Source organism: Nocardia sp. NPDC003999, from assembly GCF_053604885.1.
Window position 1 is genome coordinate 531,773 of the sequence record NZ_JBSGIB010000001.1, and the last position, 16,471, is coordinate 548,243.

Consider the following 16,471-nt stretch of genomic DNA (forward strand, 5'->3'; position numbering starts at 1 on the left):
GGCGGTTGTGACGAAGACGCCCGATGCGGTGGCGACGAAGGTGCTCGTGGTCGACGACGAACCGCAGATCGTGCGCGCGTTGCGAATAAATCTCTCGGTCCGCGGCTACGAGGTGATCACCGCGGCGACCGGCAGCGCGGGCCTGCGCGCGGCCGCCGACCGGCATCCGGACGTCGTGATCCTCGATCTCGGCCTGCCCGACATGGACGGCATCGAGGTGCTCGCCGGATTGCGCGGCTGGACCTCGGCGCCGGTGATCGTGCTGTCGGCGCGGACGGATTCCGCCGACAAGGTCGAGGCGCTCGACGCGGGGGCCGACGACTACGTCACCAAACCGTTCGGCATGGACGAACTGCTGGCCCGGCTGCGCGCCGCGGTCCGGCGCGGCGTCACCGATCCCGATGCCTCGGCGCCGGTGGTGACCACCGACTCGTTCACCGTCGACCTGGCCGCCAAGAAGGTCACCAAGCGCGGCGAGACGGTGCACCTGACCCCCACCGAGTGGGGCATGCTCGAAATGCTGGTGCGCAATCGCGGCAAGCTGGTCGGGCGGCGCGAGCTGCTGCGGGAGGTGTGGGGCCCGTCGTACGCTACCGAGACCCATTACCTTCGGGTCTATCTGGCGCAATTGCGCCGCAAACTGGAGGACGATCCGTCACGCCCCAAGCACCTGCTCACCGAGGCGGGCATGGGATACCGGTTCCAGGAGTAATCCCGGCCACGGTCCGCCGACCGCGCGGAATGGCCCGTCCTCGCGCGGCGTTGCCAGGCCCGCGAACTGATTGCGACGACAATGGCAGGATCGAACCCATGGCTGAACAGACCGCTACATCCGTCACCGCCCCCGCGGCGCCGAGCGCGCCGGAGCCGACCACGTTGTGGGTCGAGCGCACCGGGACCAGGGCCTACACCGGCCGCAGCTCCCGCGGCGCCGAGGTCCTGATCGGTTCGCAGGGCGTCTCCGGTGTGTTCACCCCCGGCGAGCTGCTGAAGATCGCGCTCGCCGCCTGCTCCGGCCTCAGCGCGGACTTCCCCCTGTCGCGCAAACTCGGCGACAACTTCGACGCCACCATTCGCGTCTCCGGCGACGCCGACCGGGAGAACGAGGTCTACCCGCAGCTGGACGAGGTGTTCGAACTCGACCTCAGCGACCTCGACGAGGAGGCTCGTGAACGGTTGCTGGTCACCGTGCAGCGCGCGATCGACAAGGTCTGCACCGTGGGGCGGACGTTGAAAGCGGGATCGAAGGTGACGCTGTCGTTCGACATCGAGGCCTGATGGACGAGGCCGTTCGGTTGAGCGCCTGGGTGCACGGACTGGTCCAGGGTGTCGGTTTCCGCTGGTGGACCCGGTCCCGCGCGCTCGAACTGGGACTGGCCGGGCATGCGACGAATGCCAGGGACGGCCGCGTGCACGTGGTCGCCGAAGGTCCGCGACCGGCTTGCGAGCGGTTGCTGGCCCTCTTGCGTTCCGAGGACACACCTGGTCAGGTCAGGTTGGTTGTGGAAAGCTGGGAGCCCGCGCGGGGTGATTTGACCGGTTTCGAGGAGCGGTAGTGGTGGTTCGGGCGACGAGGGGGGCGCAGCGATGAGCACGCTAAATCCGGGTGACGAGCGCCGGGACGAGCCCGAGCGGCCGTCCGGCCCACAGCGCCCGGCCGAGGACCGGCAACCGCCGACGCCGACGCCCCCCGATGAACAGGACAGGTCGGCACCTGCCGCCGGTGGCGCCGACCGATCGACCTCCACGTCCGCATCGGGTGACGCCGATCAGCCCGAAAACGACTGGTCGAGACCCCCTTCGACGCCAGCGAGCGGGGCCGTTCCCGGCGATCGGCCGCCCGCCGCGTCCCCTCCTCGCCCCGGCAGTATCCAACGCCAAGAAGCGGGCGTGACCCGCCCCCGCCCGCCCACGGTGGCCGAGGCACGAGCGCGCGACAAGGCGCGCAAGCGCGCCGAGGAAGTCCAGCGCGCGGCCGCCGCGGCCGAGGAGGCCAAGAAGCGCACCCGCAAACGCGTCATGATCGGCGGTGTCGCCATCGTCGGCGTCGCCGCCCTGGTCGGCGGCGGCTATCTGGCCTATCGCGCCTTGGCTGCCCCTGACCGGGTCACGGCCCAGTGCATGAAAATCGAGAACGGCCAAGAAATCGTGGTCGACGACTCTTACTGCGGCGACGGCCGTCCTGGCTTCGTCAACGACACCGGCATCAATCCCGGTTTGATCATCCTCGGCGGCGGGCCGCAGTACCGCTACTACTACGGCGGCACCGGCACGATCGGCAAACCGCCCGTCGGCGGCACCACGATCAAGCCGAAGAGCGCCGAGATCAAGACCAAGAGCGGCACCACCATCCAGCGCGGCGGCCTGGGTAGCAAGAGCGGCGGAGGATCGTAGATGCGGCGTGTACGGGATACGCCCCGGCCGGGCTGGCAGCAGATCATCGAGAGCCAAGGCCTGGTCTACGGTGCCCCGGGGCGGGACGCGAGCGGTCAGCCGCGGCCGTACTGGGACGAGTCGGTGCACTACGAGTTCGAGATGTCGGAGATCCTCGCCTTGGAGGCCGACGTCGAACTCCTGCACTCGATGTGCCTGAACGCGGTGGAGCACATCGTGCTCACCGAGCGGTACGCCGATTTCGGCCTGCCCGAATGGAGTTGGGGCCCAATCGCCGAATCCTGGCGGCGTTCCGATCCGCACGTGTACGGGCGTTTCGACCTGCGCTACGACGCACGGCGTCCGGCGAAACTATTGGAGTACAACGCCGACACGCCGACCTCGCTGCTGGAGGCGGCCATCGTGCAGTGGCACTGGCTGACCGACCGCTACCCCGGCGGCGACCAGTGGAACTCGTTGCACGAGAAGCTGGTCGAGCGGTGGGGCGAGTTGCGTGACGTGCTGCCCACGTCGCAGCTGCACTTCACCTGGTCCGGTGCGGACGCCACCGGCGAGGACAACGTCACCACCGCCTACCTCCAGGAGACCGCGGCCGAGGCCGGTTTCGACACCATCGCGCTGCCGATCGAGGAGATCGGATTCGATTCCGAGCTGGAGCGTTTCGTCGACCTGGCGGAGGCTCCGATGGAGGCGGTCTTCAAGCTCTACCCGTGGGAATGGGTGCTCGACGACGATTTCGGCAAACGCGTCGTGGACAGCCTGCCGGAGACCATGTGGATCGAACCGCTGTGGAAGACGCTGCTGAGCAACAAGGCGATCCTGGCGGTGCTGTGGGAGATGTACCCGGGTCACCCGAATCTGCTGCCCGCCTACCTCGACCAACCCAACGAGCTCACCGAGTACATCCGCAAACCGAAGCTGGGACGCGAGGGCGCCAACATGACGATCGTCGGCGCCGGACTGGAGACCGCGACCGGCGGCGTCTACGGCGAGGAAGGCTACGTGTACCAACTGCTCGATCCGCTCCCGGAATTCGATGACATGCGTCCGGTGCTCGGCGCGTGGATCGTCGGCGACGCCGCGGCGGGGCTGGGTATCCGCGAGACCGCGGGACTGATCACCGACGACGGCTCCGCATTCGTCCCGCATCGCATCGCCACCGACTGAGCATCGTCACCGTCAAGCACGAACCCATCTCGGCCGCATGCCGATCCATCTCGGAAGGATCAAGATGACCGCAGTCGCCCTGGAATCGGGGTACTGGAACTCGCTCGGCGAGGGCGTGGGCGCGATCGTCCTCTATGCCCTCGTCGGCTTGGTGCTCATGCTCGTCGGCTTCTACGCCATCGACCTGACCACGCCGGGCAAGCTGCGCAAGCTGGTGGTGGCGGGCAAGCCGAACGCCGTCATCGTCACCGCGGCGGGCATGATCAGCATGGCGTTCATCGTCGTGCTCGCCATCTTCGCCGTGGGCGGCGGCGGCAAGCTCTCCGAGGGCCTGATCGCCGCCCTGGTGTTCGGCCTGGTCGGCATTGTCGCGCAGGTCATCTCGGTGCGCGTCATCGAACGGGCGCTCGGCATCGACATCGGCGCCGCGCTGCACGCCGACACCTACACCACCGAGGTGCTCGTGGTGGCGGCCGCGCATTTCGCGCTCGGGCTCGTGGTCGCCTTCGCGATCCTGTAGGCGTCGTCACGGCGGTGCGTGGTGTCGGCAGGACGCTCGGTGCCCTGCCGACACCACGTTCCGGAGTGCGGCCGATGGTTCAGTGCTCGTCGCCGTGGGCGAGACAGTACGCCGCCGCCGCGAGATATTGGCGGCACTCCGGGCCGTGACCGGCGTGCACGCTGCGAATGAACAAGGCGCGATCCATGTCGAGATCCGTCGACGGCTCCGCGGAACAGTCCCGGTACCGGGTCCGCCACAGATCCTGTATGTCCAGCGATGTCTGCATCGTGCACCTCCCGTGCTGCGTATCAGTGCGAGAAGGCTTGCAATGTCCTTATATCGGGGGCATACCCGCTCCCGACCCGCGGCAATCGGTGCGGGTCATCGGGTCACCAACCGCCAGTCGTCGGGCAAGCGCGCCGCGGTGATCTGCGCGCCTTCTGCCTCGAGGTCGACGGTGGTCGCACCGAGCCGCAGCGCGCGCAGCGACACCTTGCCCCACCGCGCGGGCAGCTGCGGTCGAACGGTGAGCGTCCTGGTCGGCGCGTCGGGATCGAGCCCGAGGAACGCGCGCACCAGCAACAGCGGCGCCGCGCTGGCCCACGCCTGTGGCGAGCAGGACGTCGGATACGGCACGGGCGTGGCGAATCGAGACCGAGGGAAGCCGCAGAACAGCTCCGGCAGGCGTCCGTCGAACACCGCGGCCGCGTCCAACAAGCCGGTGGCCAGCCGAGTGGCCAGCTCCACCGCGCCGGGAACGTGCCGGTAGCGCAGCAGCCCCGCCACCGCGATCGCCGTATCGTGCGGCCAGACCGAGCCGCAGTGATAGCTCATCGGATTGTAGGCGCCCATGTTCGACGCCAGCGTGCGCAACCCGAAGCCGGAATCCATCTCCGGGGCCGCCATCCGCGACACCAGCTCCGCCGCGTGCTCGTCGGTGGCGATGCCCGACCAGAGGCAGTGCGCTACATTGCTGGTCAGCGCGTCGACCTGGCGCTTGCCGCCGTCCAGCGCCACGGCATACCAGCCGCGATCGGGCAGCCAGAACTGTTCGGCGAACTTGACGCGCAACTCCGCGGCGCGTTCGCGTAGCTGGCCGGCCAGCCGCAAGTCGTCGAAAGCCTCCGCCAGTTCGGCCCTGGCCAGCAGCGCGGCGTGCACGTACCCTTGCACCTCGCACAGGGCGATGGGCGCTTCGGCGATATGGCCGGTGGCGTCGTTGATTCCGTCGAAGCTGTCCTTCCAGCCCTGGTTGACCAGGCCGCGATCGGTGGCGCGGCGGTACTCGACGAAGCCGTCGCCGTCCCGGTCGCCGTAGTCGGTGATCCAGTGCAGCGCGGCGTCGGCGGCGGGCAGCAGGTGCCGGATCGCCTCCGGGTCGGCGCCCCAGCGATGACATTCGGCCAGCAGCATCACGAACAGCGGTGTGGCGTCGGCAGTTCCGTAGTAGATGTGGCCGCCGAACACCTGTCCGCCCGCGGGGCCGCGGCGCATCTCGTGCATGATGCGGCCGGGTTCCTCCTCGGTGAGCGGATTCACGTCCTGCCCTTGCAGCTCCGCCAACTGTTGCAGCGTGCCCAGCGCGAGATCGATCTCCAGCGGCAGCGCCATCCACGCGGTGAGCAGGCTGTCGCGGCCGAACAGGGTCATGAACCACGGTGCGCCCGCGGCGACGAAAGGCCGCGCGTCGCCGGATTCGTCGTGCATCTGCAAGGCGCCCAAGTCGCTCTCGGTGCGGCGCAGCACCCGGGTGAGCGCCGGATCGGAGGCGGCGATGTCGGTGGCGGTGTCGCGCCACGCCTCGATCTTGCGGCCCGGCGCGCTGACGTTGTAGTGCTCGCCCGGCGAGATCGCCTGGAAACGCTGGTTGCCCACGGTCGGCTGGGCGATGATCTCGGCCTGCCAGCATTCGCCGACCGGCACGATCACCCGCCACAGCAGCGAACCGGGCATCACCTCGGGCTCCACGGTCGCCGAGATCGAGATGCCCCGGCTGCGGTCGGCGTGATCGTGCAGCACCAGTTCCCCGTCGGCGACCGTCACGTCCGCCCGCCCGTGTCCGGCGCGTCCTTCCTTCACCGCGAACAGGTCGACGAAGTCGGCGTCCACATGCAGTTCCAGCAGCACCGCGGTGGGCTCGCGGCCCATGTTCTCCAACGTGATCAGCTCGTGCATGCCGTCGGCCACGATCCGTTCGCGCACCACCAGCAACGTGCTGTCGGCCAGGCCCGCCTGCGGGGGCCTGCGCAACACGAACCTGGCGGCGAACGCCTCCGGACTGAGCACCGAAAGCGACTCGGCGGGTTTGCCGTTCACCAGCAACTCCCAGCGCGACAGCACGCGGGCGTCCCGGAAGAACAAGCCGTGCGGCTTACCCGGTTCGACGTCGCCGAGCCGATTGGACAGGCAGAAGGTGCCGCCTTCCACCAGGGTCACCGAGCCGCACCCCCCGAACCCGGTGGACTCACCGGAGTTCAGGGGGGCGGGGCTCACCGGTACGGAATCGGTCACGCCAAGCCGCTCGCCGCGATCCGGATCGGCGAGGCGGGCGCCGGGTCGTCGAGTGGCGTGGTCACGGCCGCCGCGGTGTCGAGCGGCACCGCTCCGGACCGCTTCTTGGAGCGCAGGACCCGGCGATACACCTGCTCGTACCCGAAACCGAGCGTGTCGGAGCCGAACTTGGCCTGCACGTGCGCCCGGCAGGCGTACGGATCCAGCGCCCTGACCTCTTCGATGGCCGCGGGCAATTCGGCGGGATCCTCACAGATCCGGCCGGTTACGCCGTCGACGATCACCTCGGACACCGCCCCGCCGCGCAGCGCGACCACCGGCGTGCCACAGACCATGGATTCGATCATCACCATGCCGAACGGTTCCTCCCAGCGGATCGGGAACAACAGGCAACGCGCGTTCGCAAGCAGCTTACGCTTGGCCGTCGCGTCGGCGAGACCGAACACGTGATCGTTTTCCGTCAGCAGCGGTCGCACCTTCTCCTCGAAATAGGCCTGCTCGGGACGCTCGCTGCACTTGCCGGCCAGCACCAGCGGGATACCCGCGGCATGCGCGGCTTCCAGCGCCAAGTGCGGGGCCTTGCACTCGTTGAACCGCCCGAGGAACAGCGCGTAGTCGTCCTTCTCGACGCGGAACGGCCAATCGTCGACGTGCAGTGCGTTGTGCACCCGTCCGGACCAGTTGAGACCCTGCGCGAGCTCGCGCTGGCGGTCGCTGATCGCCACCAAGGCGACCTCGTCGCCCAGATCCTGGTAGTAGCGGTAGATATCGTCCTCCACCGGCCCGTGGACGGTCAGCACCGTCGGAAGGCCCATGTTCTGGAAGACGGTCGCGTTCAGCGGCCCCGCGAACGTGTGGTCGTGCACCAGGTCCACACCGGAAGTGGCCGCGAGGTTCTCGATCGCGCGGCGCACCCGCAACGCGTGCACGACCTCGGGAAACGGCTCTCCGAGGCGTTCGGGCAGCGCCCGGTCCCACACCGGCACGAACTTGGCCTTCGTCCCCGGCTCCCCCGCGCCCAACAGCGTGACGTCGTGGCCGCGAGCCACCAGCGCGTCGACCAGATCGGCCACCACGGCCTCGACGCCGCCGTATGCCTTGGGCGGGACGTCGAAGTACGGTGGCACGACCATCGCGATGCGAAACGGGCCGCTGGAACGATCTGTCGACAAGTAGTCGGACGACGGCATCTCCAGATCGGACGACGCCTGCGCGGAAATCGGCACGGAAAGCGCGCTCATGACCCTCCTTCCAGGGACAACCAAGTAGCACTCGCATTCACCCAGCACTCGGAGTACCGGGCGCCGAACTGAACTAAGTGGCCCCCGCGGCGGAGGTGAAGACCTAGCTGCACCGCCGTCCATGGGGCTTGGTTGGCCTGGTCACGCGGTCGGCATGATCAGGGGGGCCGAGTGGGAGGTACCTCAGGGGGTGCCGTTCAAACCAAACAGTTCGGGAAAAATCCCCTCCCGCAGCGTTCGTTCGGCTACCGATGGGTAGTCCGGTGGCCCCGCGTTGTCCGCCGGACCATGGGAACGACGTCCGGGGTCACTGATCCGGCAGGCAGCGACCGGGATCGGGCAGGTCGGCACACGGCGCGTTGCCGTGCGCGCGCAGCACCTCTTTGCCGGTCTGATCGGTCAGGAAGTGCAGGAAGCTCGCGGCGAGCGACCCACCGGGCAACTCGCCGTTGCTGTAGGCGTACTCGACGCCCCACAAGGGATAGGCGCGCCGCACGGCGGCGTCCCGGCTCGCGCCGACGCCCTCGATCGCGATGGTCGGCAGTCCGGCTCCGACGGCCTCGGAGAATTCCGAATAGCCGATGGCCCCTGGTATTTCGGCCACCGCTTTGCGCATGTCGGCGGTGACCTGCACCTCGCACTGCGCGGGCGCGGTGACGACCGTGCCCTTCAACGCCGTGCAGCTCACGTGCGGGCGCTCCGGCTGCGTGCCGCCGAGCAGCCTGCGTTCGAAGATGGTGCGCGTGCCCGAGCCGGGTATGCGGTTGACCAGCACCACCGGCAAGTCCGGACCGCCCACCTCGCGCCAGTTGCCGATCCTGCCCCGGAACAGATCCTGGATCTGGGCGGCGGTGAGGTCGCGGACGCCGACGCCGGGATGCGCGATCATGGTGAACAGCGACAACGCCAACGGCCGGTGCACCAGTGTCGGATAGCCGCCGCCCTTCGCACCGTCGGTGACGGCGAGCAACCCGGGATTGCCCGCGCCTTCTTCGGCGAGCCGGTCCAGTCCGCGCTCGGATCCTTCGAAGCCGTAGGTGAAATCGGCGCCGACGCAACTCTTCCGATACTGCTCGGCGGCGTCTTCGATCACCTGGGCGAACGCCGAAGACCCGATCACGGTCAGTTTGCCGGAGGCGCACTCCAGCGGCGTCGGCGACGGCTCCAGTGCGGACACCACCAACTGGACGACGATCACCAGCACCAAGAAGACCGTGAGCGCGACCATCATCAGGGAAACGCCGGTGCGGCTGCGGGTCTCGGTGATCCGCCCGCCTTTGATGCCGCCGCGCAACGCCGGCGGCGGGTATTCGCCCACGCCCTCCGAACGCTGCAGGATCGCCAGAATCTTGTAGTGATCGCCGGGGGCGAGCGGCACCTTCGGCAGGTCGATCACGCCGATGTGCCCGCCGGTGTCCTCGCGCACCGCGATGCCGGAATCGGCGTCGAGGTTGTCGGCCAACGCGGGATCGCTGAGTTCGTTCACCGCCATGCCGATCACGCGGCGCTGCGGAAAACGCAGATGCAGGCCGATCCGCGCGGCTTCCGGCGCTTTGTAGTCGTGGCTGTCGATGGTCGTGATGCCGCTGTTCTCGACGCGCACCAGAACGACCGAGATGTCCTTCAGGTCCGGACTGGCGCCGTCGAGTGAGGGGCGCAGTTGCGGGAGCACACCGGGAAACACCGATTCGATCTCACCGGTGACCGGCGTATCCATCTGCACCCGATAGCCCAAGCGCCTTCGGCCGGCGAAGACGAACTCCCACAGGAACGCGCCGATGGGCACCGCGATACCGATGAGCGCGAGTACGATTTCGAGCGGAAAGTCGCCCACCAGTTGATCCCACCCCTAGCGATTCGTGTGACCCTTATTCTGTTCCGCAATAGCCTTCGGACACAGGCGAAGTCGTATTGTTCGGTACAAGTTAACCCGGCGGTCACGCTTGCGCGCGAGTCCACGCCAGCAGATCCGCCAGCGGCCAGGTATTGATCACACGTTCCGCCGCGACGCCGTTCGCGAGCGCGCGCTCGCAACCGTACCCCTGCCAGTCGAGCTGGCCGGGTGCGTGCGCGTCGGTGTCGATCGAGAAGTGACAACCCATCTCAGCGGCCAGGCGCAGCAATCGCGAAGGCGGATCCAGTCGTTCGGGCCTGCTGTTGATCTCCACGGCGGTGCCGTAGGTGCGGCACGCCTCGAACACCACTTCGGCGTCGAACGTCGACTCCGGCCTGGTGCCGCGTCCCCCCGTGACCAGGCGGCCGGTGCAGTGACCGAGCACGTCGACGTTGGGATCGGCGACCGCGTACGCCATGCGCTTGGTCATGGTCGCGCTGTCGTCACGCAGACGCGAGTGCACGCTGGCCACGACCACATCCAACCGGGCGAGCAGATCCGCCTGCTGATCGAGGGTGCCGTCGTCGAGGATGTCCACCTCGATGCCGGTGAGGATGCGGAACGGCGCCATCCGGTCGTTGAGCTCGGCCACCACGTCCAGCTGCCTGCGCAACCGGTCGGCGGACAGGCCGTTGGCCACGGTCAGGCGCGGGGAATGGTCGGTCAGGGCGCAGTATTCGTGCCCGAGCGCCGCCGCGACTCGCATCATCTCCTCGATCGGGCTGCCGCCGTCGGACCAGTTCGAGTGGGTGTGCAGATCGCCGCGCAGCAGCTCGCGCAACGGCTTGCCCGGCGCCCCGATCGGCTGCGCGGCCGCCCGCAACTCGCTCAGGTACCGCGGCACCACGCCCGCGTACGCCTGCTCGATGACGGCGGCGGTCTTGGGCCCGATGCCGGCCAGCTCGGTCCAAGTGCCTGCCGCCCGGCGCGCCTCGCGCTCGTCGGCGGACAACTCCGCGACGACGTCGGCGGCGCGCCGGTAGGCCTTCACCCGGTGGGTCTCCGCCCGGGAGCGCTCCAGCCAGAAGCCGATCTCTCGCAGCGCCGCCTCCGGACCGGGCGCCGCGGCGGCGTCCGGCATCCCGCTCGATTCCTCCTGACCGGGCACCGGGTCAGTGCACCCGGCTGTATTTGACGAAGGCCACCCCGTCCTCGAACACCGTGCTGGTGATCACCCGGAACTTGGCCGGTTCCGGCAGCCGCGACCCGGCGCCGAACAGCGCACGGCCGCTCCCGAGCACGATCGGGTAGAGCTTGAGGAAGATCTGGTCGATCTCCGGCAGCAGCGCCTGCGCCAGTTCCCCGCCGCCGCACAACCAGATACCCAGCCCGCTCTCCCGCTTGAGCGTGCGAACCTTCTCGATCGGGTTCTCCGAGATCAGCTCCACGGCCGCGTCGGGACTCTCGGGCAGGGTGGTCGAGACCACGAATTGCCGCAGATGCGCGTAAGGAGTGGAGGTGCCGGTGCGGACGCCGAAGTCGTGCGTCTTGCGTCCCATCAGCACCGTGTCGAAGTAGCGATTGCGCTCCTCCAACCCGATCGCCTCGCGCACCTTGGTCGGCAGCGTCTCGGGATACTGCGCGTTGATCGAGGGACCGTGGTCGCCGCCGACCGGGAAGAAGTCGACCGAGCCGTCCTCGGTGGCGATGAAACCGTCGATCGTCGACGCGACGTAATAGGTGAGCTTGCGCATGCTTCCCTTCCTCACGGTCGGCTGACATTCCGAACCGCCCTGAGGAAACGGTAGCTCGCCCGCGCTAACGACGACGAGGCTTCGGCTGGCAGCGCGGGCAGGAGTAGGACGAGCGGTTCATGAACCGCTCGCGGATGATCGGCGCACCACACCGGCGACACGGCTCGTGCTCCCGACCGTATACGGCCAGGGAGCGTTCGAAGTAGCCCGACTGGCCGTTGACGTTCACATAGAGCGCGTCGAACGACGTACCGCCCGCGGCGAGCGCCTCGCTCATCACAATGCCGACTTCGGCGAGCAACCCGCGCACCGCGGGTCTGGACAGCCCGGCGGCGGTCCGTCCCCCGTGGATCTCGGCCCGCCACAGCGCCTCGTCGGCGTAGATGTTGCCGATGCCGGAGACCACGCCTTGGTCGAGCAGCACGCGTTTGATCTCACTCTGCTTGCCCCGGATGACGGCGACCACGGATTCGACGTCGAAACGCGGATCCAGCGGATCGCGAGCGATGTGCGCGACCGGCTCGGGCACCAGGGTGCCGTCCACCTCGACCAGCGGCGCGAGCGCCCAGCCGCCGAAGGTGCGCTGGTCGACGAAGCGCAGCTGGGTGCCGTCGCCGAAGGTGGCGCGGATGTGGGCGTGTTTCTCCAGCGGCGCTTCCGCGGGCTGGACCAGCATCTGACCGCTCATGCCGAGATGCACGACGAGCGCCGCCTCCGGATCGTCGAAGGTGAGCCAGAGGAATTTGCCGCGCCGCTCGGCCGACTCGACCTTCAGGCCGGTCAGCCGTGCGGCGAGATCGGCGGCGCCTTCGAGATGGCGGCGCACCGAGCGGGGATGGGTGATCGCCACCGATTCGATCATCCGGCCGACCACGTGCTCGGCGAGCCCGCGCCGCACGACCTCGACCTCGGGAAGTTCGGGCACGTCAGGTTTCGGCGGTCAGCGCCTCGTAGGCGGCCCCCGCGGCCTTCTGCTCGGCTTCCTTCTTCGACCGTCCGACGCCCTGCCCGTAGGCCCGGCCGCCGATCACCGTGGTGGCGGTGAATTCCTTGTCGTGGTCCGGCCCGGTCGAGGTGATCTCGTAGCTGGGCACGCCGAGACCACGCTCGGCGGTGAGTTCCTGCAGGCTCGTCTTCCAGTCCAGGCCCGCGCCCATCCGCGGTCCGCGCTCGAGCAGCTCGGCGAACAGCCGCAGCACCACGGCGCGAGCCACCTCGATGCCGTGCTCCAGATGCACGGCGCCGAGCAACGACTCCATACCGTCGGCGAGGATGCTCTCCTTGTCCCGGCCGCCGGTGAGCTCCTCGCCCTTGCCGAGCAGCAGGTGGGCACCGAGCCCGCCCTCGCCGAGCCCGCGGGCGACCTCCGCCAGCGCGCGCATGTTCACCACGCTCGCGCGCAGTTTGGCCAGCTCACCCTCGGACTTCGAGGGATGCTCGTGATACAGCCGTTCGGTGATGCTCAGCCCGAGCACGGAGTCGCCGAGGAACTCGAGACGCTCGTTCGTCGGCAGACCGCCGTTCTCGTACGCGTACGACCGATGAGTCAGTGCGAGACGCAGCAGATCCGGCTGCACGTCGACGCCCAACGCGGCGAGCAGGCTCGCGTGTTCACCGGACGAGTCGGGTTCGTCGGTCACGTCGCTACGACAGATCGGACGATCAGACCGCCGCCGTGACCTGGCGGCCCTTGTAGGTACCGCAGGACGGGCAGGCGATGTGCGGCAGGGTCTTCTCGCCGCAGGCGCGGTTCGGGCAGGTGATCAGGGTCGGCGCGGTGGCCTTCCACTGGCTGCGCCGCGACCTGGTGTTGGAACGGGACATCCGGCGCTTGGGAACGGCCACGACTACTTCTCCTCTGTCTTAATTGCTCTGCCGGTTCGGCTGATCGGTCTTGCTCAGTGGTCTCGGTCGGCCGCACCCTCGTCGGGGCTGCCGCTGCCGGGCGATTCGGAGGCGAATCTGGCCAGTCCGGCCCAGCGAGGGTCAAGTATCTCATGCCGGTGGTCGGATCCCGCAATCGCCATCCGTACGCCGCATTCCGGGCACAGTCCCGCGCAATCCGGGGTGCACAGCGGTTGCAGCGGCAACTCCAGCCCGACGGCGTCGATCACCACCGGTTCCAGATCGATGAGGTCGTCGTCCATGCGATAGATCTCGTCGTCCTCGGTGGTCTGCTCGGTGGTGCTGTCCGGATAGGCGAACAGCTCGGTCAGCCGCAGGGTGACCGAGTCGGTGAACGGCTCCAGGCAGCGCGAGCACTCACCTTCTATCGGCGCCTCGACCGTCCCGGTGACCAGCACTCCCTCGGACACCGCCTGCAACTGCAGATCCAATTCCACCTGCGCACCCACCGGAACGCCGATCAGATCCAGACCGATCCGCTCCTCGGTGGTGACGGTACGGCGCAGCTCGCGCATGGTCCCCGGCCTGCGGCCGAGGCTGCGGGTGTCCAGCACGAAAGCGGCGTCCGGCGACCGGCGCTTGGCCGATCGGGGACGCGACGCGGAACCGGAACCGGCGGACATCACGGACTCACTCACGATCGAGGGGATACGGGCAACCACTCAACAATACGCGATCACGCGGTTCACGCCCAAACGCGGCCCATCGCGCTCGGGGCCGCTACCTGCGGAATTCCGTGGCGTAGTCGGGTGCGCCCGCCCCACTGCGCAGTTGATGGCGCCCCCGCCCGACCGTGCGCAGCGTGCTGGTCAGCGTCTCCTCGAAATCGGCGAGCCGGGAGTCGACGTAGTGGTCGCACTCCTCGCGCAGGCGATCCGCCTCGGCATGCGCGGCGTCGATCACCCTGGCCGATTCGGCGTGCGCGGCCCGCACCACCTCGGTCTGCGTGACCAGCCGCTCCTGCTCGGCGAGCCCGTCGGCGACGGAGCGGTCGTAGGCGGCCTTGCCCGCATCGATCATCCGCTCCGACTCGGCCCGCGCCCGGCCGGTCACCGCCTCGTATTCGGCGTTGCCGTCGGCCACCACCCGATCGGCCGCCTCCTGAGCGGAGGCCACCAGGTGATCGGCGTGCGCGCTCGCCTCGGCGACCATCCGATCGGCATGCGCCTTGGCGTCGGCGAGGATGCGGTCGGCTTCCTCGCGCGCCGCGCCGATGGTGCGCTCGGCCTGCTCGTTCGCCCCGGTCACGGCGGTCTCGGCCGCGGTCCTGGCATCGGAGACGATCTTGTCGCGATGGTCGAGCACGTCCTGTGCGTCGTCGAGTTCGCCGGGCAGCGCGTCGCGGACGTCGTCGAGTAATTCCAGCACGTCGCCGCGCGGCACGATGCAACTGCGGGTCGGGGGGATGCCGCGCGCCTCTTCGACGATGGCGACCAGTTCATCGAGCGCTTCGAAAACGCGATACATGCTCACTACCCTCCTGCGGACTCACGGCGAAATCTCCGCCGACGCCCAGTGTGCCCCTCGTCACGGCTCGTGCCGAGTCCCTTTCCGGTGTGTCGTGCCAGTGTCTCGCACGCCACAAAATCAAGTGGAGACCTCCTCTCCGCTTCGTGTTACATTTTCTTGGAAGGTCGACCAAGATCTTCAGCACCTACCGCGTTCCCTGGATCGCGGACAAGGAAGCCGGAGGTAAGGACAACCCGCCGTCGAATGTTGACAGGCGCCGACACGTCAGCGATTGCCGAATATGCGCTACGAACGGAACCTGCCAAGAGTCGACGGGGGAAGCATGCGAGCACTCTCGCCGTTGTCCCTGCCGAGGGCTTGTGTTCGATCGGAAAGACGATGACCTTACTGGAACTGCCGCGACCCGGAGGAGTGAGCGCCACCAGCTTCTTCGTGCCGTGGGCCGGCCCCTATCCGGCACTGCCGAGGACCTCGGTGGCGACCGGGCTCGGCCGGCTCGCCCGGTACCTGCGCGGCGATCGAGCCTTCGCTCAGCTGATCCGATTCGCGCTGGTCGGCGGCTCCAGCAATATCGCGTACGTCCTGTTGTTCTTCGCCATGCACGGCGTCGGACCGCTGATCGCCAACGTCGTGGGCTCGATCGTCAGCACCGTGATCGCCAACGAGCTGCACCGTCAGCTCACCTTCCACGCCGCGGAACGGGTCGGCTGGTTCACCGCGCAATGGGAAGGCGGCGGGCTCGCGTTGGTCGGACTCGGCGTCACCACCGCGGGGCTGGCCGCCCTGGGTCTGTGGGCTCCCGGCCTCGGGGACACCGCCCAGGCCGTCGCGATCCTGGCGATCACCGCTGTGGTCGGCGGCATGCGCTTCCTGGCCCTACGTGGTCTGGTGTTCTAGGCTGCCCGCCCGCCTCGCTGCCCGCCTCTCCGAGTATTCAGGCCGTACCAGTAAGTGGGACGTGAGTTGCGTTCAGGTCTTGCGTTGGGTGCCGGTGGGGTTTGGGCGTTCCCCGGGAGTTACCCAAATTCTCGCGTGATCAGTGGTTGCTTTGGCGAACCCGACAGGGTGGTGAACCACCCGGTCGGGTCGGCAGGTGTGAAGGCTCCGTGGCTTTTCCGTAGAGGGTCCGTTGTTCGCCACCGCGTCAGCGTTCTGGCCGGTTTGCGATGAAGGCGAGATCACCTGCGGATTCGCGGCCTGGTTGGTCAGTTCTTGCGTTCGGCCAGGCGGTCGAGGAGGCGCTTGTGCACCGAGGGGGGCAGCATGTCGGCGACGTCGCCGCCGTAGGCGGCGACCTCCTTGACCAGTGAGCTGGACAGGAAGCTGAACGACGGGTTGGTGGCTATGAAGAAGGTGTCCACGCCGGAGAGCTTCTTGTTCATCTGCGCCATCTGCAGTTCATAGCCGAAGTCGCCCGCGTCGCGCAGACCCTTCACGATGGCGGTGATGCCCTGCTCGCGGGCGAAGTCCACCAGCAGCCCCTGCCACGACTCCACCCGGACGTTGCCCAGGTGCGCGGTCGACTCGCGCAGCATCTCGATGCGCTCGTCGACGGTGAACATGCCCTGCTTCTTCGGGTTGATCATGACGGTGATGACGACCTCGTCGAACTGGGCCGCCGCCCGGGTGAAAACGTCGAGGTGTCCGTAGGTCACGGGGTCGAACGACCCGGGGCACAGTGCTCCTGCCATGA

Annotated in this window: 19 protein-coding genes; 7 read left to right on the plus strand and 12 right to left on the minus strand. The window is 68.3% G+C overall.

The genetic code is table 11. From position 1 onward, the window contains the following. Nucleotides 1–7: 7 nt before the first annotated feature. From ACWESM_RS02610 to ACWESM_RS02635, 6 genes are all read left to right on the plus strand, one after another. Nucleotides 8–712 carry a response regulator gene (locus tag ACWESM_RS02610; RefSeq protein ID WP_355069850.1) on the plus strand — a complete coding sequence of 235 codons (705 nt, stop codon included), beginning with the start codon at nt 8–10 and terminating at the stop codon, nt 710–712. 98 nt (nt 713–810) lie between these two features. Then, complete coding sequence (locus tag ACWESM_RS02615) at nt 811–1,278, plus strand: OsmC family protein (protein ID WP_364427273.1); 468 nt, start codon at nt 811–813, stop codon at nt 1,276–1,278. After that, on the plus strand, nt 1,278–1,556 hold the full coding sequence (locus tag ACWESM_RS02620) for an acylphosphatase (protein ID WP_355069847.1): 279 nt from the start codon (nt 1,278–1,280) through the stop codon (nt 1,554–1,556). Before ACWESM_RS02615 ends, ACWESM_RS02620 begins: the two co-directional genes overlap by 1 nt. Nucleotides 1,557–1,890: 334 nt before the next feature. After that, the gene (locus tag ACWESM_RS02625) at nt 1,891–2,394 is read left to right on the plus strand and encodes a hypothetical protein (RefSeq protein WP_355069846.1); all 504 of its coding nucleotides are present in this window, start codon (nt 1,891–1,893) and stop codon (nt 2,392–2,394) included. Continuing rightward, nucleotides 2,395–3,561, plus strand: coding sequence for a glutathionylspermidine synthase family protein (locus ACWESM_RS02630; protein WP_355069844.1), 1,167 nt, complete (start codon nt 2,395–2,397; stop codon nt 3,559–3,561). A gap of 64 nt (nt 3,562–3,625) precedes the next feature. Then, nucleotides 3,626–4,081: a DUF350 domain-containing protein gene (locus ACWESM_RS02635; protein WP_355069843.1), complete on the plus strand. Its 456-nt coding sequence runs from the start codon at nt 3,626–3,628 to the stop codon at nt 4,079–4,081. A 79-nt stretch (nt 4,082–4,160) separates the two neighbouring features. Here ACWESM_RS02635 and ACWESM_RS02640 read toward each other — a convergent pair whose 3' ends face one another. The 11 genes from ACWESM_RS02640 to ACWESM_RS02690 all read right to left on the minus strand — a co-directional run bounded on the left by ACWESM_RS02640 (nt 4,161) and on the right by ACWESM_RS02690 (nt 14,775). Further along, the gene (locus tag ACWESM_RS02640) at nt 4,161–4,349 is read right to left on the minus strand and encodes a hypothetical protein (RefSeq protein WP_039799555.1); all 189 of its coding nucleotides are present in this window, start codon (nt 4,347–4,349) and stop codon (nt 4,161–4,163) included. Between the two features lie 95 nt (nt 4,350–4,444). After that, a complete protein-coding gene (locus ACWESM_RS02645; protein WP_379251500.1) occupies nt 4,445–6,574 on the minus strand; it encodes an amylo-alpha-1,6-glucosidase in 2,130 nt (709 codons plus the stop codon). After that, complete coding sequence (locus ACWESM_RS02650; protein WP_355070981.1) at nt 6,571–7,764, minus strand: glycosyltransferase family 4 protein; 1,194 nt, start codon at nt 7,762–7,764, stop codon at nt 6,571–6,573. The genes ACWESM_RS02645 and ACWESM_RS02650 overlap by 4 nt, the downstream gene beginning before the upstream one ends. 358 nt (nt 7,765–8,122) lie before the next feature. Further along, entirely contained in the window at nt 8,123–9,649 is a 1,527-nt protein-coding gene (locus tag ACWESM_RS02655) for a PstS family phosphate ABC transporter substrate-binding protein (protein ID WP_355069841.1), read from the minus strand. A gap of 103 nt (nt 9,650–9,752) precedes the next feature. Then, complete coding sequence (locus ACWESM_RS02660) at nt 9,753–10,790, minus strand: PHP domain-containing protein (protein WP_355070980.1); 1,038 nt, start codon at nt 10,788–10,790, stop codon at nt 9,753–9,755. A 31-nt stretch (nt 10,791–10,821) separates the two neighbouring features. After that, nucleotides 10,822–11,403: a dihydrofolate reductase family protein gene (locus tag ACWESM_RS02665; RefSeq protein WP_397275527.1), complete on the minus strand. Its 582-nt coding sequence runs from the start codon at nt 11,401–11,403 to the stop codon at nt 10,822–10,824. Nucleotides 11,404–11,467: 64 nt separating this feature from the next. Then, the gene (gene mutM / locus ACWESM_RS02670) at nt 11,468–12,328 is read right to left on the minus strand and encodes a bifunctional DNA-formamidopyrimidine glycosylase/DNA-(apurinic or apyrimidinic site) lyase (RefSeq protein ID WP_452490829.1); all 861 of its coding nucleotides are present in this window, start codon (nt 12,326–12,328) and stop codon (nt 11,468–11,470) included. Nucleotide 12,329: 1 nt separating this feature from the next. Then, nucleotides 12,330–13,043, minus strand: coding sequence for a ribonuclease III (gene rnc / locus ACWESM_RS02675; protein ID WP_355069836.1), 714 nt, complete (start codon nt 13,041–13,043; stop codon nt 12,330–12,332). A gap of 22 nt (nt 13,044–13,065) precedes the next feature. Further along, nucleotides 13,066–13,248: a 50S ribosomal protein L32 gene (gene rpmF, locus ACWESM_RS02680; RefSeq protein ID WP_014987105.1), complete on the minus strand. Its 183-nt coding sequence runs from the start codon at nt 13,246–13,248 to the stop codon at nt 13,066–13,068. Between the two features lie 53 nt (nt 13,249–13,301). After that, nucleotides 13,302–13,931 carry a YceD family protein gene (locus ACWESM_RS02685; RefSeq protein WP_355070978.1) on the minus strand — a complete coding sequence of 210 codons (630 nt, stop codon included), beginning with the start codon at nt 13,929–13,931 and terminating at the stop codon, nt 13,302–13,304. 97 nt (nt 13,932–14,028) lie between these two features. Continuing rightward, the gene (locus ACWESM_RS02690) at nt 14,029–14,775 is read right to left on the minus strand and encodes a DivIVA domain-containing protein (RefSeq protein ID WP_356962422.1); all 747 of its coding nucleotides are present in this window, start codon (nt 14,773–14,775) and stop codon (nt 14,029–14,031) included. Between the two features lie 381 nt (nt 14,776–15,156). Here ACWESM_RS02690 and ACWESM_RS02695 point away from each other — a divergent pair, with 381 nt between their 5' ends. Further along, on the plus strand, nt 15,157–15,675 hold the full coding sequence (locus ACWESM_RS02695) for a GtrA family protein (RefSeq protein WP_355069834.1): 519 nt from the start codon (nt 15,157–15,159) through the stop codon (nt 15,673–15,675). A gap of 308 nt (nt 15,676–15,983) precedes the next feature. Here the strand turns inward: ACWESM_RS02695 and coaD are convergent, their stop codons facing one another. Next, nucleotides 15,984–16,469, minus strand: coding sequence for a pantetheine-phosphate adenylyltransferase (coaD, locus tag ACWESM_RS02700; protein ID WP_356961254.1), 486 nt, complete (start codon nt 16,467–16,469; stop codon nt 15,984–15,986). Nucleotides 16,470–16,471 lie beyond the last annotated feature (2 nt).